The organism is Streptomyces caniscabiei (genome assembly GCF_014930365.1).
GTDB lineage: Bacteria > Actinomycetota > Actinomycetes > Streptomycetales > Streptomycetaceae > Streptomyces > Streptomyces caniscabiei.
On the sequence record NZ_JABXWI010000019.1, the window covers coordinates 40166 to 66828 of the forward strand.

Sequence of the window (26663 nt, forward strand, 5' to 3'; positions counted from 1 at the left end):
TCACCTTCGGTGGGGTCGGTTTGTGAACGGAAGCACAAGCTCGGCCCATTCTGGCATCCGCCGATCGCCCGGCGCCCCCTAGGGTCCCTTCGGGGTCGAGATCCACCCCTGGGCCCTGTCCTGTCCGGCCATCGGCCGGTTAACGTCACCCCGTGGCAATGTTCCGACTTCAAGGCAGCAAAGTGCTGGCCGTCGACATGACCGGGGACGCCGTGAAGGCGAAGAACGGCTCGATGGTCGCCTACGACGGTCAGATGTCGTTCAAGAAACTGAGCGGCGGCGGTGAGGGCCTGCGCGGGATGGTGACGCGGCGACTCACAGGTGAGCAGATGACGTTGATGGAGGTGACCGGGCAAGGGACCTGCTGGTTCGCGGACCGGGCGTCCGAGATCAACCTCGTGAATCTTCAGGGGGACAAGCTGTACGTGGAGTCGAGCAATCTGCTCGCGACGGACTCCGGGCTGCGTACGGGCACGAGCTTCACGGGGCTGCGCGGCGCCTCGCAGGGCAACGGCCTGTTCACCACGACCATAGAGGGCCACGGCCAGGCGGCGATCATGTCCGACGGCCCGGCGGTGGTGCTCCGGGTGAGCCATCAGTACCCGCTGACGGTGGACCCCGGGGCGTACATCGCCCACCAGGGCAACCTCCAGCAGTCCTTCCAGTCCGGTGTGACGTTCCGCACGTTCATGGGCGAGGGCGGCGGCGAGGCCTTCCAGATCCGCTTCGAGGGCGACGGACTCGTCTACGTCCAGCCCAGCGAGCGCAACACGGTGGCGGGGGACGTCTGACATGGCCTTCCGTGAGATCAACTCGAAGATGATCGAGGCGACCGTGATGCCGGGCCAGCGGCTGTTCAGCCAGCGCGGCGCGATGCTCGCCTACAAGGGCGAGGTGTCCTTCACTCCCAACATCCAGGGCGGGCAGGGCGGTATCGCGTCGATGATCGGCCGCCGGGTGGCGGGCGAGGCGACACCGCTGATGACCGTCGAGGGCAGCGGCACGGTGCTGTTCGGGCACGGCGGCCACCACATCCAGGTGATCAGCCTGACGGGCGAGACGCTCTACGTCGAGGCCGACCGGCTGCTGGCCTTCGACGGCACCCTCCAGCAGGGCACGATGTTCATGGGCTCGCAGGGCGGCGTCATGGGCATGGTGCGCGGCCAGGTGACGGGCCAGGGCCTGTTCACCACCACCCTCAAGGGGCACGGGGCGGTCGCGGTCATGGCGCACGGCGGGGTGATCGAGGTCCCGATCACCCCCCAGCGCCCGGTCCATGTCGACCCGCAGGCGTACGTGGCGCACCACGGCGACGTACGCAACAAGCTCTCCACCGCGCTCGGCTGGCGCGACATGGTGGGCCGGGGCTCCGGCGAGGCGTTCCAGCTGGAGCTGAGCGGCAGTGGTGCGGTGTACGTCCAGGCCTCGGAGGAGAAGCTGTGAGCATGTACGGGGCCCCGGTCGCCGGTCCGACCGTCCACGACCCGATGACGCTGCCGTCCGACGACAACGTCAACAACTACACCTTCTGCGTGGAGCTCAAGGGGAGCCAGTGGTTCCTGCAGAAGGGCAAGATGATCGCCTACTACGGCCAGATGGAGTTCAACGGCATCGGGCACGGCCGTCTCGGCGGTCTCGTCCGTACGTCGTTCCATTCGCCTCTGCACGCGAGCGACTGGGTCGTGGCGGAGGGATCGGGCAAGATGCTCCTCGCCGACCGGGCCTTCGACGTCAATTCGTATGACCTGGAGGACGGCAACCTCACCATTCGCTCGGGCAACCTCCTCGCTTTTCAGCCAAGTCTCGCGCTGAAGCAGTCGATCGTCCCGGGCTTCCTGACCCTCATCGGCACGGGCAAGTTCGTGGCGGCCTCCAACGGCCCGGTGGTGTTCATGGAACCCCCCATCCGGGTGGACCCGCAGGCCCTGGTCGGGTGGGCCGACTGCCCCTCGCCGTGCCACCACTACGACCACACCTACATGTCCGGGGTCATGGGCGGTCTACGTGCGATGACGGGGATCGGCGGGGCGTCCGGCGAGGAGCACCAGTTCGAGTTCGTCGGGGCGGGCACGGTGCTGCTCCAGTCGTCCGAGACGCTCATGGCCGAGCAGGCCACGGGTGTGGTCCCGCACGAGCCGGGCGTACCCGGCGGCGGTGGGGTACCCGGGCATCACGGACAGCCGGCGGGGGCACCGCGCCTTCCCGGACAGCTGGGGGACCTCCAGCGTCGCTTCGGGCTGTGAGCGGTAGTCTGCGGAGTGTGACATCGAACGTGTGCGCGTTGTCATGCTCCAACCCGTAAGACCCGACCTGTCCGCACGAGAGACACACCCGACCCTCACTAGTTCGCATTTCAACATTTTAGGTAGACTTCATTCATGGAGACCGAAACGGCCACGCGCTGGCTGACCGATGCGGAGCAGTGCGCCTGGCGCACCCATCTGGACGTCAACAGGCTGCTGACGCATCAGCTCGAAAGGGATCTGCAGCCGTTCGGCCTGACAATGAACGACTACGAGATCCTGGTGAACCTCTCCGAGTCCGAGGGGCGGCGGATGCGGATGAGCGATCTCGCCGCCGCCACGCTCCAGTCCAAGAGCCGCCTCTCGCACCAGATCACCCGGATGGAGAACGCCGACCTGGTGCGCCGGGAGAACTGCGAGTCCGACCGGCGCGGGCTGTTCGCCGTGCTCACGGAGCACGGCATGGCGACGATGCAGCGGGTGGCTCCGCACCATGTCGCCTCCGTGCGGCGGCACTTCATCGATCTGCTGTCGGAGGAGGCGATGGAGGAGCTGCACAAGTCGCTGGTGCCGATCGCGGAACATCTCCGAATCCACAGGGGTAAACCGTAGGGGGTCGGGGGGCTGCCGGTTCGGTTTCGGCCGCGGGTTCGTCGTGGCTGGTCGCGCAGTTCCCCGCGCCCCTTAAGTACTCGGGGGTCGCAAAGGCAGCCTCAGTTCGAACAGTGCGCCTCCGCCGGGGGCGTCGTCGATCGTCAGGGTGCCTCCGTGGCGGGTGGCGATGTCCCTGGCGATCGCGAGGCCCAGGCCCGCGCCGCCGTCGTCCCTCGCGCGGGACTCGTCCAGGCGGACGAAGCGTTCGAAGATGCGCTCCCGGTCGGCGGGCGGAACGCCCGAGCCGTCGTCGGTGACCTGGAGAATCGCCAGGTCGGGCGTGGTGCGCAGGGTGACGGCGACGCGACTGTGGGCGTGGCGGGCCGCGTTGTCCAGGAGGTTGCCGAGGACCCGGCAGATCTGGTTGCGCGAGCCGCGCAGTTCCACCGCGTCCACGCCGTCCAGCGTCACGCCCTCCCGGGACGCCACCTCTTCCCGTACGACCCGCGCCAGGTCGAACCGCGCGTCCGGCGGCGGCCGCTCCCCCGCGTCCAGACGGGCGAGCAGCAGCAGGTCGGCGGCGAGGCTCTGCAGCCGCACGGTGTCCTCGACCGCCCCGTCCAGGTCCAGCAGCTCCGGGTGCGCGGCGCCCACTTCCAGCTGGGTGCGCAGCGAGGCGATGGGGCTGCGCAGTTCGTGCGAGGCGTCCGCGACGAACGCGCGCTGCCGCTCCACCGAGGCCTCCAGGGCGGCCAGCGTCTCGTTGGTGGTGCGGGCGAGCCGGGCGACCTCGTCGTGCGTGTCCGGCTCGGGGACGCGTCGGGAGAGGTCCTCGGAGGCCGTGATCGCCGCCATCTCCGCACGGATGCCCTCGACGGGCCGCAGTGCCCGCCGGGTGACGACGTACGTCACCCCGCTCACCGTCAGCAGCAGCAGCGGCAGCCCGATGAGCATCGTCGTCAGCGCGGTGCCGACGGCGTCCTCCTCGGTGGAGAGCGGGGCGCCCGCGTAGACGGTCAGCGGCACCCCCGCCGGCGTGACCACGTCGACCCCGGCGAACCGGTAGTCCGCCGTGTCCCCTTCGACGGTCGCGGTGCCCTCGCCGTACCAGGTCTCGTCGGCGATCTCGCCCGCCCGGAGGCTGCCCCCGTCCTCGGCGTCCTTGTCGCCCTCCGCCCGGTCGTCGGCGTCGTCGTTGGTCTCGGAGTTCAGGCGGTCCGAGTCGATGGCGGTCACGTCCATGCCCTCGACGTCCTCGCCGACGGCGACGGGCTTCTCGTCCCGGTCCAGGACCTCGACCGGGTTCTCGTCGCCGTCCGGCAGACGCAACTCGGCGTAGGCGAACCCGTTCGCCAGCGCGGAGGCCGCGTTGCGGGCCACGGAGTCGGCCTCCGCGTCCGCCTTGTCGGTGAGGGTGAAGCGCAGCGAGAGCAGGACGGCGGCGCCGGCGGCGACCAGGGCCACCGCGACGACGACGGTCGCGGCGAGGGTCGCACGGGCCCGTACCGAGCCGAGACGGCGTTTCACGAGCGGCCCTCCAGTCTGTATCCGGCCCCGCGCACGGTCTTGATGAGCGGGGAACCGAGCTTGCGGCGCAGGGCGCTGATGTAGACCTCGACGATGTTCGGGTCGCCGTCGTAGGCGAAGTCCCAGACGTGCTCCAGGATGTCGGCCTTCGAGACGACCTCACCGGCTCTCAGGACGAGTTGCTCCAGGACGGAGAACTCCTTGGTGGTGAGGGTGATCTCGTCGTCGGCGAGGAACACGCGCCGGGCGGCGGTGTCGACCTTCAGATCGCCGACCTCGTGCACGGGCGAGGCGCCGCCCGAGGGGCCGCGCCGCCGCAGCAGCGCCTTCACCCGGGCGACCAGGACGACGTACGAGAACGGCTTGGTCAGATAGTCGTCGGCGCCCGTGTCGAGGCCCTCGGCCTCGTCGTACTCGCCGTCCTTGGCGGTGAGCATCAGGATCGGCACGTCGTGGCCGGCGGCGCGCAGGGCGGCGCAGACGCGGTAGCCGTTCATGCCGGGCAGCATGATGTCGAGGATCACGAGGTCGTAGGACCCCTCGCTCGCCCGGTGCAGTCCGTCGATCCCGTCGTGGACGACGTCCACGGCGTACCCCTCGGCCGTCAGGCCCTTGGCCAGCGACACCGCGAGCCGCTTCTCATCTTCCACGATCAACAGGCGCATGCGTTCAGCTTGGCAAACCGAACCTGAAGCGGTCTTCAGGGGGCTTCAGGTCCGCTTCAGCGTCGGTCGGCCAGATTGGTCCACGTCGAAAGCAGACGAGGCGGATAAGCCCGGACAAGCCCCGCTGCGACCGCGACATCATCCGTAACTGGTCGCAGCCAGTCGCATCCTGGAGGAACCCCATGAAGCGCAACATCGTCATCGCCACCATCACGGCCGTCGCCCTGATCGGCGGCGGCACCGCGACCGCCATCGCGGTCTCGGGTGACGACGAGGCGCCGGCGAAGAAGACCGTGTCGGTGTCGAACGACGACAACGACCGCGACGACGTCAACGACGTGAACGACGACTCCGACGACACCGCCCAGGACAGCGCGGACGACAAGGCCGAGGACCGGGCCGCCCGCGACACGGACCAGGACGCCGACGACAAGGCCGAGAACGCGGCCGAGGCGAAGGCCGGTCAGGTCACGGCCGCCGACGCGATCGCCACCGCGCTCAAGTCCAAGGCCGGTACGGCCGTCTCCGCCGACCTCGACGACGAGGGCACGAACCTGGTGTGGGACGTCGACGTCCTGACCGCCGGTGACAAGTGGTTCAGCGTCCAGGTCGACCCGAGCACCGGCAAGGTCCTCGGCACGCACGCCGACCGCGACGACGACGGTGACGACGCCGCCGAGACCGCGCAGATCCGGGCCGCGCTGAAGGGCAGCTCCGTGACCGCCGCCGAGGCCGCCGAGGCCGCCGCGGACAAGGGCACCGTGACCTCCGTGGACCTCGACGAGGAGAGCGCGGACCAGGCCTGGGAGGTCGACACCACCGCCGCCGACGGCACCGGCAGCGACTGGAGGGTGAACCTCGACTCCGGCAAGCTGACCGCCGACCGCACGGAGGACTGACCCGCGCGGTCCCGTTGAACCACCGGGAGGACCGACCCCGCCGACCCCCTCGGCCGGGCGTCGTCCTCCAGGAGGACCGGTGCTCTCCCCCCACACCCCGGGAGCCCGGTTCCTCCTTCCACGCCGGGAAGCCCGCCACCTCGCCCCCCCCAGAGGTGAGCGGCCTTCCTCACCCCAGGTAGGGGCACCCGACACCGGGTGCCCCTACCGCCGTTCGCACGGTCGGCTCACCTCACCTCACGGGGATTCCGTCACCCCCGCCGTCGCACTCCCGACCCGCTCGGTCGTGGGCCCCTCAGCTTCCGGCACAGTCTTACGGCCTCCCCGGCTCCCCACGGCCACGACCGCCGCCGTGAGCAGGGCCACGCCGCCCGCGAGGGCGAAGCCGAGGGCGGGCGAGACCCGGGCCACCAGCAGCCCGGAGCCGGCCGCCCCCACCGAGACGCCGGCGTTGACGGCCATGTTGACCCAGGCGCCGGACCGGGTGCGGGCCGCGGGCGGGGCGGAGTCGTCGGCGACGAGGTACGCCGTGGTGAGCGCCGGGGCGACGAAGAGCCCGGCACAGACGACCGCGCCGGTGAGGACCGCCAGGTTCGGCGCGAGCCCGGCACCCGCGAGGGCGAGGCCCAGCCCGGCCGCCAACAGCGACAGCCGTGCGCGCGCGCCGGAGCGCCACCCGACCGCGCCGTACAGCAGCCCGCCCACGGCGCTGCCGGCGGACAGCGCGGCGAAGATCCAGGCCACCACGTCGTCCCCGTGGCCCCGTTGTCCGGCGAAGGCCAGCACCAGCAGGTCGAGCGCGCCGAGCGACAGTCCGACGCCGCCGGCCGCGACGACGGGCGGCACGATCGCGGAGACGGCCCACGAACCCCGTCGGCCCGCGGGCTCCTTCGGGACCGCGCTCCGTCCCGGGACGCGCGCGACGGCCGGGGAGGCGGCGAACGCGAAGGTCCCCGCCGCCACCAGCACGGCGCCCAGGGCCACGGCGGCGGCCGGAGGCGCGATCTGCACCACCGCGCCCACCACCAACGGCCCCGACACGAACAGCAGTTCCTCCGCGACCCCGTCGAGGCTGTACGCGCGTGGCAACAGCCCCCGGTCGGCGGCGAGTTCGCTCCACACCGTGCGCATCGTCGGTCCGAGCGGCGGCGTACAGGCACCCGCCGCGACCGCGATCGCGCCCAGCACCGGGGCCGAGGTGCCCGGCAGCAGGCTCGCCGGCGCCAGCAGCCCGAGCAGCACGGCGTACAGGGAGGCCATCGGCGGCAGTGCCCGGCGCGGGCCGTACCGGTCGACGAGCGCCGCCCTCGCGGGCGACAGGAGGACACTGGTGGCCCCGAACAGGGCCATGACCGTGCCGGCGACGGCGTACGAGCCCGTCGCCCGGGTCACGGCGAGCAGCACGGCGACCGGCACCATGCCGTAGGAGAGGCGGCCGACGAGTGCGGCGGCGAAGGTGCGGCGGGCGTACGGGAGGCGGAGCACCGCTGCGTACGACGGCCGCGGGGAGGTCGCGGACATGCGAAAGGTTCCTCACCGGGAGGCGTGAACAGGGACACCGATGCCCCGCGCGACGTCGGCACGTCGTCTGCGGGGGGGCGTCTCTACGCAAGGTGAGTGAACACGCGGCCAAGCTAGCAGCTCGCGACAGGGGTCGGGGGTTCGGGTGCGCGGGCGTCTACGGGCCGGTGAGGCTTCTCGCGCAGTTCCCCGCGCCCCTTCAGGGGCGCGGGGAACTGCGCGAACGGGGTCCGGGGCGGAGCCCCGAGTCTTTGACGCGGGGGTCGGAGGCGGCGCGCAGCCCCTGGAGGACGGGACGGGTAGGGGCGGCGGGGGCGAGAAAGATCCGAGGTCAGCCCTCCGTCAGTCCCGCGACCAGCTCATCCGCCGCCCGATACGGATCCAGCTCGCCCGTCACGATGCGCTCGGCCAGCGCGTCCAGCCGTCGGTCACCGTGCAGGTCCCCGATCCGCTCCCGCAGCGCGGTCATCGCGATCGCCTCCACCTCACGAGCCGCCCGCGCCCGGCGCCGCTCCGCGAGAACCCCCCGCTCCTCCATCCACGCCCGGTGCTTCTCCAGCGCCTCCACGACCTCGTCGACCCCCTCGGCCCGCGCCGCGACCGTCTTGACGATCGGCGGCCGCCAGTCACCGGGCCCCCGCGACTCGCCGAGCCCCAGCATGTGGTTCAGCTCGCGCACGGTCGCGTCCGCGCCGTCCCGGTCGGCCTTGTTGACGACGTAGACGTCACCGATCTCCAGGATCCCGGCCTTGGCCGCCTGGATGCCGTCGCCCATGCCGGGGGCGAGCAGCACCACGGACGTGTCCGCCTGGGAGGCGATCTCCACCTCGGACTGGCCGACCCCGACCGTCTCGACGAGGACCACGTCGCAGCCCGCCGCGTCCAGGACCCGGATCGCCTGCGGGGCGGCCCAGGCGAGGCCGCCCAGATGACCCCGGGTCGCCATCGAACGGATGTACACCCCGGGGTCGGAGGCGTGATCCGACATCCGCACCCGGTCACCGAGCAGCGCGCCACCGCTGAACGGCGAGGACGGATCCACCGCCAGCACCCCGACCCGCCTGCCGGCCCTGCGGTACGCGGTCACCAGCGCCGACGTGGACGTGGACTTGCCCACGCCGGGCGAGCCGGTGAGGCCCACGACGTACGCCCCGCCGGTGAGCGGGGCCAGTGCCGCCATGACCTCACGCAGCTGCGGGGACGCCCCCTCCACCAGGGAGATCAGCCGGGCGACGGCCCGGGGCCGCCCTTCCCTGGCCTGTGCCACCAGCGTGGGGACGTCCTGCATCACAGCTCCGATCCGAGAAGACGAGGGCCACGTACGCCCGGAACCGACGGGCCTCAGGCCTTGGGTACCCGCACGATCAGCGCGTCACCCTGACCACCGCCGCCGCACAGCGCGGCCGCGCCGACCCCGCCGCCGCGCCGCTTCAGCTCCAGGGCGAGATGGAGGACGAGCCGGGCGCCGGACATGCCGATGGGGTGCCCGAGAGCGATCGCACCACCGTTGACGTTCACCCTTTCCGGGGACACGCCGAGGTCCTTCATCGACTGCACGGCGACCGCGGCGAAGGCCTCGTTGATCTCGATGAGGTCCAGGTCCGCCACCTCCAGGCCGTCCTTCTTCAGGGCGTGCCGGATCGCGTTCGACGGCTGGGACTGGAGCGAGTTGTCCGGACCGGCGACGTTGCCGTGGGCGCCGATCTCGGCGAGCCAGGTGAGGCCCAGCTCCTCCGCCTTGGCCTTGCTCATGACGACCACGGCGGCGGCGCCGTCGGAGATCTGCGAGGCGGACCCGGCCGTGATCGTGCCGTCCTTGGCGAAGGCCGGACGCAGCTTGCCCAGCGACTCGCTGGTCGTCTCGCCCCGGATGCCCTCGTCCTGGCTGAAGACGACCGGCTCACCCTTGCGCTGCGGGATCTCCACCGGCGTGATCTCGGCGTCGAAGAGGCCGTTCTTCTGGGCGGCGGCGGCGCGCTGGTGGGACTGCGCGGCGATCTCGTCCTGCTCGGGGCGCAGGATGCCGAGGCGGGTGTTGTGCTTCTCGGTGGACTCGCCCATGGCGATGTTCTCGAAGGAGTCCGTGAGCCCGTCGTGCGCCATCGCGTCGAGCATCTGGATCGCCCCGTACTTGTAACCCTCACGGGACTTCGGGAGCAGATGGGGGGCGTTGGTCATGGACTCCTGGCCGCCCGCGACGATCACGTCGAACTCGCCGGCGCGGATCAGCTGGTCGGCGAGCGCGATGGCGTCGAGGCCCGACAGACAGACCTTGTTGATCGTGAGCGCGGGGACGTTCATGGGGATGCCCGCCTTGACCGCGGCCTGGCGCGCCGGGATCTGCCCCGCCCCGGCCTGGAGCACCTGGCCCATGATCACGTACTGCACCTGGTCGCCGCCGATCCCCGCACGGTCGAGGGCGGCCTTGATCGCGAAGCCGCCGAGGTCGGCTCCGGTAAAGGACTTCAGCGATCCGAGCAACCGTCCCATGGGCGTACGGGCGCCCGCGACGATCACCGATGTGTTGCCGTTCGAACCAGACATGAGGTGCGATCCCCTTCCAGCTTGCACAGCCGAGGAGTGAACGAGGGTTTACTTCGAATGTACTGAGTGGCACTCCGTGCCGTCATCGGGCTGTCGGTGTGATCGCTGGCACGTTGCGTAACCGCCCGGGGAGCGCTGCACTGACACCATGCTGACGCGAATCGACCACATCGGAATCGCCTGTTTCGATCTCGACACCACCGTCGAGTTCTACCGGGCCACGTACGGCTTCGAGGTGTTCCACTCCGAGGTCAACGAGGAGCAGGGCGTACGCGAGGCCATGCTCAAGATCAACAGCACGGACGACGGCGGCGCCTCCTACCTGCAGCTCCTGGAGCCGACCCGCGAGGACTCCACGGTCGCGAAGTGGCTGGCCAAGAACGGCGAGGGGGTCCACCACATCGCCTTCGGTACGGCGGATGTCGACGGCGAGGCGGCCGCGATCAAGGACAAGGGCGTACGCGTCCTGTACGAGGAGCCGCGAGTCGGTTCCATGGGGTCACGGATCACGTTCCTGCACCCCAAGGATTGTCATGGCGTACTGACAGAACTGGTCACTTCGGCGCCAGTTGAGTCACCTGAGCACTGACCCCCGTACATATGGGCCGGTAGGGTTGGGGTCGGCCGTCGCCTTCGAGGGGGACGGCCCGGGTCCTGCCGCCTTCCGAGGAGCGGGATCCAAGGGCACCGCGGAGATCCATCAGCGGTTGTCCTAGGGCCGGGGTCCAGGTTTCGGGGGACGAGGGTGAGGGCGGCAGCCCGTGCTCCGCCGTTGATCTGACACCATGCCCCGGGGGCCCCGTTCGGCGGTTGGACGGAGCTCGTTTGCCAGAGGTTGCGACCAGGGGACGGATGGGACCGCGCAGTGCGGGGCTACGAACGCCAGGAGCGAGAGCCGGCGGCTGACGTCGACCACCTCTCTCGGTTCGAGGCCGAGATGGAGCGGCTGAAGACCGAGCGGGAAAAGGCGATCCAGCACGCCGAGGACCTCGGCTACCAGGTCGAGGTGCTGCGCGCCAAGCTGCACGAGGCGCGCCGCACCCTCATGTCCCGGCCCGCCTACGACAGCGGCGGCGACCTCGGCTACCAGGCCGAGCAGATGCTCCGCCAGGCCCAGATGCAGGCCGACCAGCTGCGCGCGGACGCCGAGCGCGAGCTGAGCCAGGCCCGGGCGCAGACCCAGCGGATCCTCCAGGAGCACGCCGAGCAGGCCGCGCGGCTCCAGGCGGAGCTGCACCAGGAGGCGGTCACCCGCCGCCAGCAGCTCGACCAGGAGCTCTCCGAGCGCCGTCAGACGGTCGAGTCGCACGTCAACGAGAACGTGGCGTGGGCCGAACAGCTGCGCGCCCGCAGCGAGTCCCAGGCCCGTCGGCTCGTGGACGAGTCGCGCGCGGAGGCCGAGCAGGCGCTGGCCGCCGCCCGCGCCGAGGCCGAGCGGCTCGCCAGCGAGGCCCGCCAGCGGCTCCAGAGCGACTCGGAGGCCGCCCGCAGCGAGGCCGACCAGATCCTGCGCCGGGCCCGCGCCGAGGCCGAGCGGCTGCTGAACGCGGCGTCCACCCAGGCCCAGGAGGCCACCGAGCACGCCGAGCAACTGCGTACCTCGACCGCCACCGAGTCGGACTCCGCCCGCCGTCAGGCCTCCGAGCTGAGCCGGGCCGCCGAGCAGCGCGCCGCGGACGCGGAGGCCGCGCTGCGCGAGGCGCGCGCCGAGGCCGAGAAGCTGGTCGCCGAGGCCAAGGAGAACGCGGCCAAGTCGATCGCCGGCGCCGAGTCGACCAACGAACAGCGCACGCGTACGGCGAAGGAGCAGGTCGCCCGGCTGGTCGAGGAGGCCACCAAGGAGGCCGAGGCGACCAAGGCGTCCGCCGAGGAGGTCGTCGCCGACGCCAAGGCCGAGGCCGAGAAGATCGTCGCCGAGGCCTCCGAGAAGGCCCGCTCGATCACCGCGGAGGAGTCCGCCTCCCAGCTCGCCAAGACGGCCAAGACCGCCGAGGACGTGCTGAACAAGGCGTCCGAGGAGGCCCGGAACACCACCAAGGCCGCCGCCGAGGAGGCCGAGCGCATCCGCGCCGAGGCCGAGGCCGAGGCGGACCGGCTGCGGGCCGAGGCCCACGACCTCGCCGAACAGCTCAAGGGCACGGCGAAGGACGACACCGAGGAGTACCGCGCCAAGACCGTCGAGCTGCAGGAGGAGGCGCGCCGGCTGCGCGGCGAGGCCGAGCAGCTGCGCTCCGACGCGGTCGCCGAGGGCGAGCGGATCCGCTCCGAGGCCCGGCGCGAGGCCGTCCAGCAGATCGAGGAGGCGGCCAAGACCGCCGAGGAGCTGCTCGCCAAGGCCCGGACGGACGCCGACGAGCTGCGGCAGACGGCCACCGCGGACAGCGAGAAGGTCCGCACGGAGGCCATCGAACGCGCGTCCACGCTGCGCCGCCAGGCCGAGGAGACGCTGGAGCGCACCCGCAAGGAGGCCGAGCGGCACCGCGCCGAGGCCGAGGAGCAGTCCGAGGAGCTGAAGGCCGAGGCCGAGCGCGCCGCCCGTGAGCTGCGCGAGGAGACCGAGCGCGGCGTCGAGGCCCGCAAGGCGGAGGCAGCCGAGGAGCTGACCCGGCTGCACACCGAGGCCGAGGGCCGGCTGGCGTCCGCCGAGGAGGCGCTCGCCGACGCCCGCGCCGAGGCCGAGCGGATCCGCCGCGAGGCCGGCGAGGAGAGCGACCGGCTGCGCTCCGAGGCCGCCGAGCGCATCCGCACGCTCCAGGCGCAGGCCGAGGCCGAGGTCGAACGGATGCGCGACGAGGCCGCGTCCGACGCGTCCGCGTCCCGCGCCGAGGGCGAGGCCATCGCCGTACGCCTGCGGTCGGAGGCCGCGTCCGAGGCCGAGCGGCTGAAGTCGGAGGCCCAGGAGACCGCCGACCGGGTACGGGCGGAGGCGCAGGCCGCGGCCGAGCGGCTCGCCACGGAGGCCTCTCAGGCGCTGGCCGCCGCGCAGGAGGAGGCCGCCCGGCGCCGCCGCGAGGCCGAGGAGCTCCTCGGCGCGGCCCGTCAGGAGGCCGACCAGGAGCGGCTGCGGGCCCGCGAGCAGAGCGAGGAACTGCTGGCCTCGGCGCGCAAGCGCGTCGAGGAGGCCCAGGCCGAGGCCGTACGGCTGGTCGAGGAGGCCGAGCGGCGCGCCGGCGAGATGGTGTCGGCGGCCGAGCAGCACGCGCAGCAGGTGCGGGACTCCGTCGCCGGGCTGCACGAGCAGGCCCAGGAGGAGATCGCCGGGCTGCGCAACACCGCCGAGCACGTGGCGGACCGGATGCGCCGGGAGGCCGAGGAGGAGTCGGACCGCGTCCGCGCCGACGCCTACGCGGAGCGGGAGCGGGCCACCGAGGACGCCAATCGGGTGCGCCGCGAGGCCCGGGAGGAGTCGGAGGCCGCCAAGTCGCTCGCCGAGCGCACGGTCGCCGAGGCCATCGCCGAGGCGGAGCGGGTGCGTTCCGACGCCTCCGAGCACGCCCAGCGGGTCCGTACGGAGGCCTCGGACACCGTCGCGCGGGCCGACCAGGACGCCTCGCGCACCCGTGCGGAGGCCCGCGAGGACGCCAACCGCATGCGTTCGGACGCGGCGACCCAGGCCGACACCCTGATCACCGAGGTGACGGCCGAGGCGGAGCGGCTGACCCGGGAGACCAACGAGGAGGCCGAGCGGGTCCGGGCCGAGTCCGTCGCCAAGGCCGACCGGCTGATCGGCGAGGCCACCGACGAGGCCGAGCGGCTGCGGGCCGAGGCCGCAGAGACGGTGGGCTCCGCGCAGCAGCACGCCGAGCGGGTCCGGGCCGACGCCGAGCGCGCGCGGGCCGAGGCGGAGGCGGAGGCCGACCGGCTCATGGCGCACGCCCGCGAGGAGGCCGACAACACCCTCGACGAGGCCCGCAAGGACGCCAACAAGCGGCGTTCCGAGGCCGCCGAGCAGGTCGACAAGCTCATCTCGGAGACGGCGGCCGAGGCCGACAAGCTGCTCACCGAGGCGCAGACGCAGGCCCTGCAGACCACCGCGGACGCCGAGGGGCAGGCCGACTCCATGGTCGGCGCGGCCCGCAAGGAGGCCGAGCGGCTGGTCGCCGAGGCGACCGTCGAGGGCAACTCCACGGTGGAGAAGGCCCGTACGGACGCCGACGAGCTGCTCGTCGGCGCGCGCCGGGACGCTACCGCCATAAGGGAGCGGGCCGAGGAGCTGCGCGACCGGATCACGGCCGAGATCGAGGCGCTGCACACGCGGGCCCGGCGTGAGGCCGCCGAGACGATGAAATCCACCGGTGATCGCTGTGACGCGCTCATCAAGGCCGCCGAGGAGCAGTTGGAGAAGGCGACGGCCAAGGCCAAGGAGATCGTTTCCGAGGCGAACTCCGAGGCGGGCAAGGTGCGTATCGCCGCGGTGAAGAAGGCCGAGGGTCTGCTGAAGGAAGCCGAGCAGAAGAAGTCCACGCTGGTGCGTGAGGCCGAGGAGCTGAAGGCCGAGGCGATCCGCGAGGCCCGCCGTACGGTCGAGGAGGGCAAGCGCGAGCTGGAGGTGCTGGTCCGCCGCCGCGAGGACATCAATGCGGAGATCTCCCGTGTCCAGGACGTGCTGGTCGCGTTGGAGTCTTTTGAGGCCCCGTCGAGCGGCAAGGACGGTGGAGTCAAGACGGGCGCCGCGGCGGGCGCGACCCGTTCGGGTGGCAAGTCGTCAGACGGCTAGCGGTGCCGGGGTGTTGCGGGTATCTTCCCGCCTCGCCCTGGCGTTACGGACACCAATTTGTGCTCGTTCTGTGCTTGCCATCTGTGCCGTCTGTGCTTTCAGGGCCTTTACGCAAAGTTTCTGGCAAGTATTCCGATGGTCGGCCACTCAAAAGGGGTGTCATTCTCCAGATCAAACGTGCATCTGCTCGATGACACGCCGCTTCGCCCCCTAGGATTCCACCTATCACCTCACCGGTCTCATTCGACAGGAACCCCATGAGCGACACTTCCCCCTACGGCTTCGAGCTTGTGCGGCGTGGATACGACCGCGCTCAGGTGGACGAACGTATCTCCAAGCTCGTCTCCGACCGTGACTCCGCTCTCGCCCGCATCACCGCCCTGGAGAAGCGCATCGAGGAGCTCCACCTCGAGACGCAGAACGCCCAGGCCGCGGTGACCGACGCCGAGCCGTCCTACGCCGGTCTCGGCGCGCGCGTCGAGAAGATCCTCCGCCTCGCCGAGGAGGAGGCGAAGGACCTGCGCGAGGAGGCCCGCCGCGCCGCCGAGCAGCACCGTGAGCTCGCCGAGTCGGCGGCCCAGCAGGTGCGCAACGACGCGGAGTCCTTCTCCGCGGAGCGCAAGGCCAAGGCCGAGGACGAGGGCGTCCGGATCGTCGAGAAGGCCAAGAGCGACGCGTCGCAGCTGCGTGCCGAGGCGCAGAAGGACGCGCAGTCCAAGCGCGAGGAGGCGGACGCCCTCTTCGAGGAGACCCGTGCGAAGGCCGCGCAGGCCGCCGCCGACTTCGAGACGAACCTCGCCAAGCGTCGCGAGCAGTCCGAGCGTGACCTGGCCTCGCGTCAGCAGAAGGCCGAGAAGCGTCTCGCGGAGATCGAGCACCGCGCGGAGCAGCTCCGCCTGGAGGCCGAGAAGCTGCGCACCGACGCCGAGCGCCGCGCCCGCCAGACGGTGGAGACCGCGCAGCGTCAGGCCGAGGACATCGTCGCGGACGCGAACGCCAAGGCGGACCGGATCCGTTCGGAATCCGAGCGCGAGCTGGCGGCGCTCACCAACCGCCGCGACTCGATCAACGCGCAGCTGACGAACGTGCGCGAGATGCTGGCGACCCTCACGGGCGCGGCGGTCGCCGCCGCGGGCACGCCGGTCACCGACGACGAGCCGATCTCCCGCGGGGTTCCGGCGCAGCAGTCCCGGTAACCCCGTCTCCTGCCGTCCCACCGGCCGAGGCACCACGGGCCCGCGTCTCCCCTCCGGGGGGCGCGGGCTTCGGCGTTCCGGGGGCTGGCCTTCGGTGCCCTCGCGACGCCGCCCGGCCGGCCGCTCCCGCCAACCGGCCGCCCCCGCCTGCGGGCAGCCGGCTCTGGCGCCGGGTGCCTATTGGGTCGGGGGTATACGTCGGATCGCGGCTGCCACCGGTACGTGGCTGGGCGCGCAGTTCCCCGCGCCCCTGAAAAGCGGGGCGGCGGTCACCAGTGCTCCGGTGGCAGGGCCCCAGGCACCGTTCTAGCGTGGCCGCATGATCGAGCTCGACGGGCTGACCAAGCGGTACGGCGAGAAGGTCGCGGTGAACAATCTGACCTTCGCCGTGCGGCCCGGGATCGTGACCGGTTTCCTCGGGCCCAACGGAGCCGGGAAATCGACGACGATGCGGATGATCCTGGGGCTGGACCGCCCGACGGCGGGTGACGTCCGGATCGACGGCACCCACTACGACCGCCTGCGGGACCCGTTGACGTACATCGGCGCCCTGCTGGACGCCAAGGCCATGCACGGCGGCCGCAGCGCCTTCAACCATCTGCTGTGCCTCGCCCAGAGCAACGGGATCCCCCGGGCCCGGGTGCACGAGGTGCTGGACACGGTCGGACTGACGTCGGTCGCGCGGAAGAAGGCGAAGGGGTTCTCGCTCGGCATGGGCCAGCGGCTCGGCATCGCCGGCGCGCTGCTCGGCGACCCCCGGATCCTGATGTTCGACGAGCCCGTCAACGGCCTCGACCCCGAGGGCATCCACTGGATCCGGAACCTGATGAAGTCCCTCGCCGCCCAGGGCAGGACCGTGTTCGTCTCCTCGCACCTGATGAGCGAGATGGCGCTGACCGCCGACCACCTCGTGGTGATCGGACAGGGACGGCTCCTCGCCGACACCTCGATGGCGCAGTTCATCCAGCGGAACTCACGGTCGTACGTACGGATCCGCACTCCCCAGCCGGAACAGCTGCTCGACGCGCTGCACACGGTCGGCGTCGTGTCCGCGGCGACGGGTGACGGGGCGCTGGAGGTGGACGGCGGAAAACCGGAACAGATCGGCGAGCTGGCCGCCCGGCACCGGATCGTGCTGCACGAGCTGAGCCCCCAACAGGCCTCGCTGGAGGAGGCGTTCATGCGGCTGACCGCCGAGTCGGTGGAGTACCACGCGCACGACGGCACCCCGGTGGCGAGCCCGCCCTCCGCGCCCGCCTGGGGCGCCGACTGGAAGCGGGAGGGCCGGCCGTGACCGCGGCACAGGTCGTCCGCTCGGAATGGACCAAGATCCGTTCGGTGGCGTCGACGGTGTGGACGCTGTCGCTGGCCGGGCTCGTCACGATCGCGCTCGGGGTGCTGATCTCCCTGCTGTCGAAGAACGAGTTCGACAATCTGAGCCGCGACGACCGGCTCTCGTTCGACCCGACGTTCATCAGTTTCGCGGGCATGACCCTCGGCCAGCTGGCGATGATCGTGTTCGGGGTGCTGGTGGTGTCGAACGAGTACAGCACCGGCATGATCCGGACCTCGCTGGCCGCCGTGCCGCAGCGCGGCACCTTCCTCTTCAGCAAGATCGCCGTGGCCACCGCCCTCTCCTTCGCGGTGGGGCTCGTGACCAGCTTCGTGACGTTCTTCCTCGGCCAGGCGATGCTCGGCTCGCACCGGGCCGAGATCGGCGATCCGGGTGTCCTGCGCGCGGTCTTCGGCGGCGGGCTCTACATGACGCTGATCGCGATGTTCTCGATGGGCGTCGCTGCGATCCTGCGCAGCCCGATGCTGTCGCTCGGCATCCTGATGCCGTTCTTCTTCCTGATCTCCAACATCCTGGGCAACGTCGGCGCCACCGAGAAGGTCGGCCGCTATCTCCCCGACCAGGCCGGCAGCAGGATCATGCAGGTGGTCACCCCGGTCGACGACGACACGCCCTACGGCCCCTGGGGCGGCCTCGCCGTCATGGCGCTGTGGGTGGCCGCGGCCCTGCTCGGCGGATATCTCTCGCTGAAGCGGCGCGACGCGTGAGCAGGTCCTGACCAGCGGTTACGTACATGCCAAAACAACCGGCCCGTGACCTGCGCGGTTTTACTTCCTCTTGGCCGGAACCGTCAGCGCCCCGATAAGCTCCTAATCCTTACGGGGGCGTGCGCCCCGACGTCCTGAGACGAGTCCGAGACGTCACGAACCGTTCGATGGGTGCGGAGCATGATCGAGGCAGTCGGCCTGACGAAGCGCTATGGCGCCAAGACGGCCGTGTACAACCTTTCCTTCCAGGTGCGGCCGGGCGCCGTCACCGGCTTCCTGGGCCCCAACGGGTCGGGCAAGTCGACGACGATGCGCATGATCCTCGGCCTGGACAACCCCACCTCCGGGCAGGTGACGATCGGCGGCTATCCGTACCGCAAGCTGCCGAACGCGGCCCGTCAGGTCGGTGCGCTCCTCGACGCCAAGGCGGTGCACGGCGGCCGGCACGCCCGCAGCCACCTGCTGTCCCTGGCCCAGCTGTCGGGCATCCCGGCCCGCCGGGTGGACGAGGTGCTCGGTGTCGTCGGCCTCCAGGACGTCGCCAAGAAGCGCTCCAAGGGCTTCTCGCTCGGCATGGGCCAGCGGCTCGGCATCGCCGCCGCCCTGCTCGGCGACCCCCAGGTGCTCCTCTTCGACGAGCCCGTCAACGGCCTCGACCCCGAGGGCATCCTCTGGGTCCGCAACCTGATGAAGGCGCTCGCCGCCGAGGGCCGTACGGTCTTCGTCTCCTCGCACCTGATGAGCGAGATGGCGCTGACCGCCGACCACCTCATCGTCATCGGGCGCGGCCAGCTGCTCTCCGACATGAGCATCAAGGACTTCATCTCGGCGAACTCCGCCGACTTCGCACGGGTACGGACGCCGGACACCGAGCCGCAGCAGCGCGAGAAGCTGTCGGCGGCGCTGACCGAGGCAGGCGGCCAGGTGCTGCCCGAGCAGGACGGGGCACTGCGTGTCATGGGTCTGCCGCTCCCCCGGATCAGCGACCTCGCGCACGGCGCCGACGTACGGCTGTGGGAGCTGTCGCCGCACCAGGCCTCGCTGGAGGAGGCGTACATGCGGATGACCCAGGGCGCGGTCGACTACCGCTCGACGACCGACCAGAAGGCCGGTCTCCAGCAGCCCCTGCCGCCCGGCGCCCAGCCGCCGATGCCGGTGCCCGGGCAGGGCCAGCCGGGCTGGTACGCCCCGCCGGCCCCGCAGCAGGGCGGCCAGCCGTACGCGCCGCAGGGCCACCCGGCACCGCAGGGTCAGCCGCCGGCCGGTCCCTACGGCGCTCCGGCTCCCGCGGCGCACGCTCCGGCGCCCGCGCAGCCCCAGCCGAACCCGTACGCCCAGTCCGCTCCCCCGGCCGCGCCCCTGGCCCCCGCGCAGCCCGCCGCCGCGCCCGCTCCGGCGCCCGCCCCCTCCCCCGCGGCCCCCGCGCCCGCCGCCGACCTGACGAAGTCCGAGGACGCCCGATGAGCACGCCCCAGCCGCCCCTCACCCAGCAGCCGCCCGCCCCCAACTGGCAGGGCGCGCCGGGCACTTCGTACACCTCGCCGATCCCGATCGTGCGCACCCACCTCGGGCACGCGATCTCGTCCGAGTGGACGAAGATCAAGTCGGTCCGCTCGACGATGTGGACGCTGGGCGTCTTCGTCGTCCTGGTGATCGGTCTCGGTCTGCTCTTCGCCCTGATCGCCGCCTCCACGGACATGAACCTGGAGGGCGAGTCGCCGCTCGGCCTCGGTCTGTTCGGGCTGATGATCGGCAGCGTCTGCGTCATCACGCTCGGAGTGCTGACCACCGCGTCCGAGTACGGCACGGGGATGATCCGCACCACGATGACGGCCTGCCCGAGCCGTGGCCGGGTGCTGCTCGCGAAGGCGATCGTGTTCTTCGCGCTCACCTTCACGGTCACCCTGGTCACGACCGCGTTCGTCGGCTTCGCCCAGGTCGCGATCCTGGAGGGCAACGGGGTGGTGAGCCCCGACGGCGAGGAGTGGTTCAAGGCCACCGTCGGCGTGAGCCTGTTCCTCGCGCTCTTCGGGCTGCTGTCGCTGCTGATGGGCTCGCTGATCCGGCACTCCGCCGGCGCGATCACCATCATGCTCGGTGTCTTCCTCGCGCCGCTGGTCATCGCGATCTTCATGTTCTCGGAGTCGCTGAAGGACGTGCAGGAGTTCCTGCTGGAGTACTCGATCCCGAGTCAGCTCAGCGTCTTCTACGGCGCGGAGCTCAGCCAGACCGGCCCGTCGGGCTGGGACCCGCTGTGGATCATGCTCGGTCTGGTGGTCGCCGCGTTCGTCGGCGCGTACGCCCTGCTGGAGCAGCGGGACGTCTGACCGGGACCACGACCCAGGGTCCGCGAGGTGTCAGAACCTCGGCGCGTTACGGGACCGCTGCACCCGCGAGGTGCGGCGGTCCTTCGCGTTCCAGCAGGCCTTGTGCCAGTGCCGGCGCTCGTCGACGCCGGAGTGCTCGGGCCAGGCGACGACGTGCGGCACCCCGGAGGGGATCATCTGGTCGCAGCCGGGGCAGCGGTAGGTCTTGCCGGCCGCGCTCGCGCCCGCCACATGGCGCACGCTCCACTCCTCGCCCCGCCAGGGCTCACTGGTCTGCCAGCCGCCGTACCGGTCCGACGGGTCCTCGTCCGCGCTGCGGCCTGGCGGACCCGACGGGCCCGACGCACCGGAGTCCTTGGGGCGGTTGCGACGCGGGGACACGGAACACCTCACGGGGCTATACAGGGAGCAGGGTTGGTGTCCAGCCTACGCGGACCCGGTGGGGGTACGCGTACGTCGCCAATCCCCTCAGAACGCCCTCCGCCCGGCGCATTCTGCAGACAATCCGCAAATCTCGTCGCCAGGCCGTGTCTTCGGCACGTGTCACGGGGTTATGCCGGTGGGGGAGCTCCCGAGTCGGAGCCGAGGAAGCAGGAAGAGCGATGCACGTAGGAACATTTGTACTGGGCGCCCAGTTCCCCGGCCAGGGCCAGGGGGAGGCGCTCCACCGGGCGGTGCGGACCGCCGAAGTGGCGGACGAGGCGGGGCTGGACGCGGTCTGGCTGGCCGAGCACCACTTCGTGCCGTACGGCACCTGCCCGTCGGCGATCACCCTCGCCGCGTTACTGCTGGGGCGCACCCGGCGCATCCGGGTCGGCACGGCGGTCAGTGTGCTGCCCACCGTCCATCCCGTGGCCCTGGGCGAACAGGCCGCGTTGCTGCATGTGACCTCCGGCGGACGCTTCTCCCTGGGCGTCGGGCGGGGCGGGCCGTGGGTCGACCTGGAGGTGTTCGGCTCCGGGCTGGAGGCGTACGAGAAGGGCTTCCCGGAATCACTCGATCTGCTCATGCGCTGGCTGCGGGAGCCCGCGGTGTCGGCGTCGGGGGAACGATTCAGCTTCCGCGAGGTCCCCGTCGTGCCGAGGCCGGCGGAGGACCTGGACGAGACACCGGGCCCGGAGGTCGTCGTCGCCTGCACCTCGCCGACGAGTGTGAAGCTGGCCGCCGAGCGCGGGCTGTCGATGCTCCTCGGCATGCACGTCGGGGACGAGGAGAAGGCCGAGATGGTCGCGCTGTGGCGCGACTGCGCCCGGGCGGCGGGCCGTTCGCCGGAGGAGATCTCCGGCGCGGCCCATGTCTCGGCCGGCGTCTGCCAGATCGCGGACCGGCGCACCGACGCCGTGGAGGCGCTCACCAAGGCGATGCCGGGCTGGCTGAAGCAGGGCCTCGACGCGCATGTCACCGTCGACGGCCGCGCTCGCGCCATGCGGGACCCGCTGGCCTACACCGAACTGCTCTGCGGGCTGCACCCGGTGGGGACCCCTCGGCTGTGCGCCGACCGGCTCGCGGCGACCAGTGAGCGGACGGGCATCTCCCGCTTCGCCCTGCTCGTCGAGGGCACCGGCGATCTGGCGGCGACGGAGGAGAACGTACGACGACTCGGTGCCGAGGTGCTGCCTCACCTCGGCTGAGCCACCGCGACCGTGGGGAGCTTGCCGCCCCGGTTACCGATGCACCTCCCGCGATGGGAGCGGCAAGCTGTGGCGCGTCATGTCCTCAGCAGTCCCGGAGTTCCGGGGACTGGTTGAGGAGCTGGCCGCGGATCGAGGTGAAGCGGGCCAGCCTGTCGTCCACGGACGGGTCCAGCGGGAACACCGCCACCCGGTGGCAGTTCTGGAAGGCCAGCCGTACACCGAAGTGCCGCTGGAGCGCGCCGCGAATCGCGTCACTGGCGAGCGCGCGCAGCAGCTGCCCGCGCGCCTGCTCGTCCGGCGGGGGCGTCTGGTTGTCGGCGAACTCTCCGCCGTCGACCTTCAGCTGGGCCACCAGAGAGCTGATCATCTCCCACGCGTAAGGCAGGGAGGTCCGGACGCAGTCGACGAAGGCGGCTTCGTCGACCTCGCCTCGCTCGGCCTGTTCGAGTAGGGCCGGTGAGACGTCGAGCGACATGGGTTCTCCTCTCGCACCCCCACAACAACAGGGGTTGACGGACAGGGGCGGAGATCGGGTCGGCGAACACGCAGAGTGCACGCTTCGCGACCTCCAGTTTCTACCGTAAGCAACCGAACGTGACCGCACCAGGAGATTGCGCGCACCGACAGGGCGTGTGACGCACACAATCAGCCAATGCCGAACAGGAGTTGACAGTGGCACATGCCGGGGGACGACGAAGGCGCACGTGAGGGGCGGGATGACGTGACGGAGGGCGACAGTCACCGGGCGGGATCGGCGGAGCTGTCGAACGGTGCACGGTGGGGCCGTCGAACGGTGCGCGGGAGGGTGCGACGGCAGAGGAGCGGGCTCGGGTGAGGGCTGTTCCGGTGGTCGAATCGCGCGCACCCGTCGGCGTCGAGTAGCGTTGCCGACCATGCGTCTCGTCATTGCCCGTTGCTCCGTCGACTACGCGGGCCGGCTCACCGCCCATCTCCCCTCGGCCCCCCGCCTGATCCTGGTGAAGGCGGACGGCAGCGTCTCGATCCACGCGGACGACCGGGCCTACAAGCCCCTCAACTGGATGTCGCCGCCCTGCACGCTGAAGGAGGGCTCCGGTGACGAGGAGGGCGTCTGGACCGTCGTCAACAAGGCGGGCGAGAAGCTCATCATCACGATGGAGGAGGTCCTCCACGACTCCTCGCACGAGCTGGGCGTCGACCCCGGGCTGATCAAGGACGGCGTCGAGGCGCATCTGCAGGAACTCCTCGCCGACCGCATCGAGACCCTGGGCGAGGGCTACACCCTCATCCGCCGCGAGTACATGACCGCCATCGGCCCCGTCGACATCCTGTGCCGGGACGCCGACGGCGCGACCGTCGCGGTGGAGATCAAGCGGCGGGGCGAGATCGACGGCGTCGAGCAACTCACGCGCTACCTGGAGCTGTTGAACCGCGACCCGCATCTCGCGCCGGTCCGCGGCATCTTCGCCGCCCAGGAGATCAAGCCCCAGGCCCGCGTCCTCGCCACCGACCGCGGCATCGGCTGCGCGGTCCTCGACTACAACGCCCTGCGCGGCATCGAGGACGACAAGCTGCGCCTGTTCTAGCCGCGCCCCCTCCCCTGCCCGCGAACCGACCCGCGGGCACGGGAGGCCGCCCCCTGTTTCCGGGGGCTCACGCGTCACTGTCACGTGTCCAGGGACAGTACAAACCCCGGGCATCCGCTCTCGCGCCGAACTCGCCCGCCCCCGTGCCGGCGGCTCTTAAAGAGCGGGACATACCGTCGGCCGCGGCTCTGACGTGGGGCACCACCCGGGTGGGAACACGATCGCGTAGCCCTGCCGTCGCACCGCGGCCAGGCTGCGTCTCAGGGTGGCACTGTCGGTGATCGTGGCGGGGGTGTGTGCACGCAGCGGGTCGGCGCGATACGGCAGGAGAGGACGGAGTCGTCGTACGGACGGCCTCGGGCGAGGAGCGCTTCGACCACGCCGTCGCCGTCCCACGCCGACGTGACGCCCAGCCTGCTGGAGAACCCGACACCGGCACGAGTTGCGCCGGCCATCCAGCACGCCCACGATCAGCCGAGATCACTCAATGTGCCGAAGCACTACTGGTCACCGGCGTAGCGGCGTGCCGACTCGTTCTCCTGGGCCATGCGCCGGAGCGCCAGCAGCGCGGGCTCCAGGAGGACGGTCAGCAGCAGGGCGCGCTCGGCGGCCTCCAACGAGTCCTCGATCCCCTCCAGTTGGTCGAGGTCGAGGGTCGCGGTGCGCTCCGCGAGGCGGGCGTACGGCAGCAGCACCTGCCAGTCGAGCGGGGCGCCCAGGGCCCGCAGCGTGGTCAGGGTCTCGGCCAGCACCGCGCGCGCGGGCGCCGCCTCGTGCACGTTCCAGCCCAGCTCCTCGACCAGGGCGTCGACCTTGCCCGTCTCCGAGGGGGCCTCGGCGGACTCCTCGGTGAGCCGGATGGCCCCCAGGGCGAAGCCCAACTGGACGTGGGTGTCACCGGCGTGCTCCGCCAGCACACCCAGCAGCTCCCGGGTGGTGCTCACCGACAGTCCCCGCACACCGATCAGCGCACGGATCAGCCGGAGCCTGCGCACATGGCTCTCGTCGTACTCGGCCTGCGTCGCGGAGATCTGCCGCCCGGCCGGGAGCAGCCCCTCGCGGAGGTAGTACTTGATCGTCGCGACGGAGACCTCGCTGCGGCGGCTCAGCTCGGAGATTCGCATCGGTCGCCCCCGGCACTAGAAGTTGGATACCTTCACTGTCTAACATAGATAGTGAAGGTATCCAATATCTCCCCGGAGAGGGGCACAGCCATGCCCACCCTGCGCTGGACCACGGTCAGCACCCCCGCACCGGACACCGAGGCGTTCGTCATGGCCTCACGGCTGGAGGTCCGCTCGTTCAAGGACGTACCGCGGTTCTTCCGCCAGTCCCTGTCCGCGTGGAAGCAGGTCTCCGGCGCGCCCGGGGCCTACGGCGCCTCACTGATCGCCCAGCCCCTGAAGCGCACCTTCTGGACCCTGTCGGCGTGGCAGGACAAGGACGCGCTGTACAAGTACGCCAAGACCGAACCGCACCGGTCGATCATGAACGGCCTGCGGCCCACGATGAAGGACTCGGTCTTCACCTTCTGGCAGGCCCCGTCGGCCGATCTGCCCATCGACTGGCCGGATGCCCGGCGCCGCCTCGCCGACCAGGCGCGCGACGGCTCCTGACCCCCACCGGCCCCGCTTTCCGCCAGGGAGAAACCCTCACCATGACGCTGTCCGAAGAGAACGCGGTTCTCGACAGTCCCGCCCCGGAGCCGGCCGCCTCCGGCGAGCGGCGCATCCCCCTGTGGCTCGCCGTCGTCGCGTGCAGCCTGCCCATGTTCATGGTCGCGCTCGACAACCTCGTCGTCTCCACGGCCCTGCGCACCCTGGCCGTCGGCCTGGACGCGAACACCCAGCAGCTCCAGTGGTTCGTCAACGCCTACGTCCTGAGCTTCGCCTGTCTGCTGATGACCGGCGCGGCGCTCGGTGACCGCTTCGGCCGCCGCAAGGTCTTCGTCGCCGGCATCGTCGTGTTCACGCTGGCCTCCATAGGCTGCGGCCTGTCCGACACCAGCGCCCAGCTGATCACCTTCCGCACCCTCCAGGGCTTCGGCGCCGCCGCGGTCATGCCGCTGTCGCTGACCCTGCTCGCCCAGGCGGTCCCCGAGCGCCTGCGCGGGATGGCGCTCGGCATCTGGTCCGGGGTGAGCGGTCTGGCCGTGGCCATGGGCCCCGTGGTGGGCGGCGCGGTGGTCGACGGGCTCGACTGGCGGTGGATCTTCTGGATCAACGTCCCGGTGTGCGTGATCGCCGTCCCCCTGGTCCTGACCGCCCTGCGGGAGAGCTCCCTGCCCGGCACCCGCCTGGACCTGGTCGGCATGCTGCTGGCGGCGGCCGGGCTGTGCGCCGTGGTGTGGGCGATCGTGCACGGCGAGCCCGACGGCTGGACCTCGGCGAAGGTCCTGGGCGCGTTGCTCGGCGGCACCGTGCTGCTGGTCGCCTTCGTCGCCTGGGAGGCCCGGTCGCCGGAGCCCATGCTGCCGCTGTCCTTCTACCGGGTGCGGGCCTTCACCCTCACCAACGTCGTCTCGGCGACGATGTACTTCGGCGTGTTCGGCTCCCTGTTCCTGCTGGCCCAGTACCTCCAGCTGGTGCCGCCTCGCACCCCGCTGGAGGCCGGCGTCCGCACCCTCGCCTGGACCCTGATGCCGATGTTCGTCGCCCCGGTCGCCGGCCTCCTCACCGACAAGGTCGGCGGCGGCCGTCTGATGGCGCTCGGCCTGTTCCTCCAGGGCGTGGGGCTGGGCTGGATCAACCTGGTCGCGGACACCGACACGCCCTACTCCTCCCTGGTGGGCCCGATGATCGTGGCGGGCATCGGCATGGGCTTCGTCTTCGCCCCCACGGCCGCGGTGGTCCTCGGCTCGGTCGCCAGGGAGCACGCGGGCAAGGCGTCCGGCGCCAACACCACCGTCCGCGAGATCGGCGGCGCGCTCGGCATCGCCGTGCTCAGCACCGTGTTCGTGGCCCACGGCAGCACGCGCGGCCCGCAGGAGTTCGTCGACGGCCTGCGGCCGGCGGTGTGGGTCGGCGTCGCCGTGGTGCTCGCCGGCGCCCTGTGCGCGCTCGCGATCCCGCGCCACCCGCGCCCGGCCAAAACGACCGCGTCCGACGGCGGCTGAACGCCCCGCGACACGCCCGTCTCCCGCGCGAACCTCTCGATCACGCGGGAGACGA

At 71.4% G+C, this 26663-nt stretch carries 25 protein-coding genes; 16 read left to right on the forward strand and 9 right to left on the reverse strand.

Annotated elements, in window-relative coordinates; translation table 11 throughout:
- Nucleotides 1-158: 158 nt before the first annotated feature.
- From HW837_RS38845 to HW837_RS38860, 4 genes are all read left to right on the forward strand, one after another.
- Nucleotides 159-791 (forward strand): AIM24 family protein, encoded by a 633-nt coding sequence (locus HW837_RS38845; RefSeq protein WP_045558899.1) that lies wholly within the window; start codon nucleotides 159-161, stop codon nucleotides 789-791.
- Between the two features lies 1 nt (nucleotide 792).
- Nucleotides 793-1443, forward strand: coding sequence for an AIM24 family protein (locus HW837_RS38850; RefSeq protein WP_045558900.1), 651 nt, complete (start codon nucleotides 793-795; stop codon nucleotides 1441-1443).
- A 2-nt stretch (nucleotides 1444-1445) separates the two neighbouring features.
- Nucleotides 1446-2243 (forward strand): AIM24 family protein, encoded by a 798-nt coding sequence (locus tag HW837_RS38855; protein WP_045558901.1) that lies wholly within the window; start codon nucleotides 1446-1448, stop codon nucleotides 2241-2243.
- A 135-nt stretch (nucleotides 2244-2378) separates the two neighbouring features.
- On the forward strand, nucleotides 2379-2855 hold the full coding sequence (locus HW837_RS38860; protein WP_193381847.1) for a MarR family winged helix-turn-helix transcriptional regulator: 477 nt from the start codon (nucleotides 2379-2381) through the stop codon (nucleotides 2853-2855).
- Between the two features lie 72 nt (nucleotides 2856-2927).
- Here the strand turns inward: HW837_RS38860 and HW837_RS38865 are convergent, their stop codons facing one another.
- Together HW837_RS38865 and HW837_RS38870 are read right to left on the reverse strand one after the other, a co-directional pair.
- The gene (locus HW837_RS38865) at nucleotides 2928-4364 is read right to left on the reverse strand and encodes a sensor histidine kinase (RefSeq protein ID WP_045558903.1); all 1437 of its coding nucleotides are present in this window, start codon (nucleotides 4362-4364) and stop codon (nucleotides 2928-2930) included.
- Complete coding sequence (locus tag HW837_RS38870; RefSeq protein ID WP_045558904.1) at nucleotides 4361-5029, reverse strand: response regulator transcription factor; 669 nt, start codon at nucleotides 5027-5029, stop codon at nucleotides 4361-4363. Before HW837_RS38870 ends, HW837_RS38865 begins: the two co-directional genes overlap by 4 nt.
- A gap of 182 nt (nucleotides 5030-5211) precedes the next feature.
- Between HW837_RS38870 and HW837_RS38875 the strand changes: the two genes are divergently transcribed.
- Complete coding sequence (locus HW837_RS38875; protein WP_060883267.1) at nucleotides 5212-5928, forward strand: PepSY domain-containing protein; 717 nt, start codon at nucleotides 5212-5214, stop codon at nucleotides 5926-5928.
- Nucleotides 5929-6165: 237 nt separating this feature from the next.
- Here the strand turns inward: HW837_RS38875 and HW837_RS38880 are convergent, their stop codons facing one another.
- The 3 genes from HW837_RS38880 to HW837_RS38890 all read right to left on the reverse strand — a co-directional run bounded on the left by HW837_RS38880 (nucleotide 6166) and on the right by HW837_RS38890 (nucleotide 9993).
- On the reverse strand, nucleotides 6166-7449 hold the full coding sequence (locus tag HW837_RS38880; RefSeq protein WP_093790648.1) for an MFS transporter: 1284 nt from the start codon (nucleotides 7447-7449) through the stop codon (nucleotides 6166-6168).
- A 331-nt stretch (nucleotides 7450-7780) separates the two neighbouring features.
- Complete coding sequence (gene meaB, locus HW837_RS38885; protein ID WP_193381846.1) at nucleotides 7781-8737, reverse strand: methylmalonyl Co-A mutase-associated GTPase MeaB; 957 nt, start codon at nucleotides 8735-8737, stop codon at nucleotides 7781-7783.
- 53 nt (nucleotides 8738-8790) lie between these two features.
- Nucleotides 8791-9993 carry an acetyl-CoA C-acetyltransferase gene (locus HW837_RS38890; protein ID WP_078853576.1) on the reverse strand — a complete coding sequence of 401 codons (1203 nt, stop codon included), beginning with the start codon at nucleotides 9991-9993 and terminating at the stop codon, nucleotides 8791-8793.
- A 148-nt stretch (nucleotides 9994-10141) separates the two neighbouring features.
- Here HW837_RS38890 and mce point away from each other — a divergent pair, with 148 nt between their 5' ends.
- The 7 genes from mce to HW837_RS38925 all read left to right on the forward strand — a co-directional run bounded on the left by mce (nucleotide 10142) and on the right by HW837_RS38925 (nucleotide 20294).
- Complete coding sequence (mce, locus tag HW837_RS38895) at nucleotides 10142-10582, forward strand: methylmalonyl-CoA epimerase (RefSeq protein ID WP_045558907.1); 441 nt, start codon at nucleotides 10142-10144, stop codon at nucleotides 10580-10582.
- Nucleotides 10583-10858: 276 nt separating this feature from the next.
- Nucleotides 10859-14710, forward strand: a complete 3852-nt coding sequence (scy, locus tag HW837_RS38900) for a polarized growth protein Scy (RefSeq protein WP_193381845.1) — start codon at nucleotides 10859-10861, stop codon at nucleotides 14708-14710.
- A 257-nt stretch (nucleotides 14711-14967) separates the two neighbouring features.
- On the forward strand, nucleotides 14968-15906 hold the full coding sequence (locus HW837_RS38905; protein ID WP_013000631.1) for a coiled-coil domain-containing protein: 939 nt from the start codon (nucleotides 14968-14970) through the stop codon (nucleotides 15904-15906).
- 319 nt (nucleotides 15907-16225) lie between these two features.
- Nucleotides 16226-17200 carry an ABC transporter ATP-binding protein gene (locus HW837_RS38910; RefSeq protein WP_045558909.1) on the forward strand — a complete coding sequence of 325 codons (975 nt, stop codon included), beginning with the start codon at nucleotides 16226-16228 and terminating at the stop codon, nucleotides 17198-17200.
- Nucleotides 17197-17967 (forward strand): ABC transporter permease, encoded by a 771-nt coding sequence (locus tag HW837_RS38915; protein ID WP_045558910.1) that lies wholly within the window; start codon nucleotides 17197-17199, stop codon nucleotides 17965-17967. The genes HW837_RS38910 and HW837_RS38915 overlap by 4 nt, the downstream gene beginning before the upstream one ends.
- Nucleotides 17968-18147: 180 nt before the next feature.
- A complete protein-coding gene (locus HW837_RS38920; protein ID WP_093790651.1) occupies nucleotides 18148-19431 on the forward strand; it encodes an ABC transporter ATP-binding protein in 1284 nt (427 codons plus the stop codon).
- Entirely contained in the window at nucleotides 19428-20294 is an 867-nt protein-coding gene (locus HW837_RS38925; protein ID WP_045558912.1) for an ABC transporter permease subunit, read from the forward strand. Before HW837_RS38920 ends, HW837_RS38925 begins: the two co-directional genes overlap by 4 nt.
- A 30-nt stretch (nucleotides 20295-20324) precedes the next feature.
- Here the strand turns inward: HW837_RS38925 and HW837_RS38930 are convergent, their stop codons facing one another.
- Complete coding sequence (locus HW837_RS38930; protein ID WP_060883273.1) at nucleotides 20325-20675, reverse strand: hypothetical protein; 351 nt, start codon at nucleotides 20673-20675, stop codon at nucleotides 20325-20327.
- Nucleotides 20676-20896: 221 nt separating this feature from the next.
- On the opposite strand from HW837_RS38930, the gene HW837_RS38935 reads away from it, so the two are divergent.
- A complete protein-coding gene (locus HW837_RS38935; RefSeq protein WP_045558914.1) occupies nucleotides 20897-21925 on the forward strand; it encodes an LLM class flavin-dependent oxidoreductase in 1029 nt (342 codons plus the stop codon).
- An 85-nt stretch (nucleotides 21926-22010) separates the two neighbouring features.
- Here HW837_RS38935 and HW837_RS38940 read toward each other — a convergent pair whose 3' ends face one another.
- Nucleotides 22011-22403 carry an SCO5389 family protein gene (locus HW837_RS38940; RefSeq protein ID WP_005480204.1) on the reverse strand — a complete coding sequence of 131 codons (393 nt, stop codon included), beginning with the start codon at nucleotides 22401-22403 and terminating at the stop codon, nucleotides 22011-22013.
- Nucleotides 22404-22821: 418 nt separating this feature from the next.
- On the opposite strand from HW837_RS38940, the gene nucS reads away from it, so the two are divergent.
- On the forward strand, nucleotides 22822-23493 hold the full coding sequence (nucS, locus tag HW837_RS38945; RefSeq protein ID WP_045558915.1) for an endonuclease NucS: 672 nt from the start codon (nucleotides 22822-22824) through the stop codon (nucleotides 23491-23493).
- Nucleotides 23494-23649: 156 nt separating this feature from the next.
- Here nucS and HW837_RS50585 read toward each other — a convergent pair whose 3' ends face one another.
- Complete coding sequence (locus tag HW837_RS50585; protein WP_371271458.1) at nucleotides 23650-23961, reverse strand: IclR family transcriptional regulator domain-containing protein; 312 nt, start codon at nucleotides 23959-23961, stop codon at nucleotides 23650-23652.
- Nucleotides 23962-23993: 32 nt separating this feature from the next.
- Nucleotides 23994-24617, reverse strand: coding sequence for a MerR family transcriptional regulator (locus tag HW837_RS38955; RefSeq protein ID WP_093790653.1), 624 nt, complete (start codon nucleotides 24615-24617; stop codon nucleotides 23994-23996).
- A gap of 90 nt (nucleotides 24618-24707) precedes the next feature.
- On the opposite strand from HW837_RS38955, the gene HW837_RS38960 reads away from it, so the two are divergent.
- Nucleotides 24708-25109, forward strand: coding sequence for a DUF3291 domain-containing protein (locus HW837_RS38960; protein WP_093790654.1), 402 nt, complete (start codon nucleotides 24708-24710; stop codon nucleotides 25107-25109).
- A 41-nt stretch (nucleotides 25110-25150) separates the two neighbouring features.
- Nucleotides 25151-26608: an MFS transporter gene (locus HW837_RS38965; RefSeq protein ID WP_078853579.1), complete on the forward strand. Its 1458-nt coding sequence runs from the start codon at nucleotides 25151-25153 to the stop codon at nucleotides 26606-26608.
- Nucleotides 26609-26663: the final 55 nt, after the last annotated feature.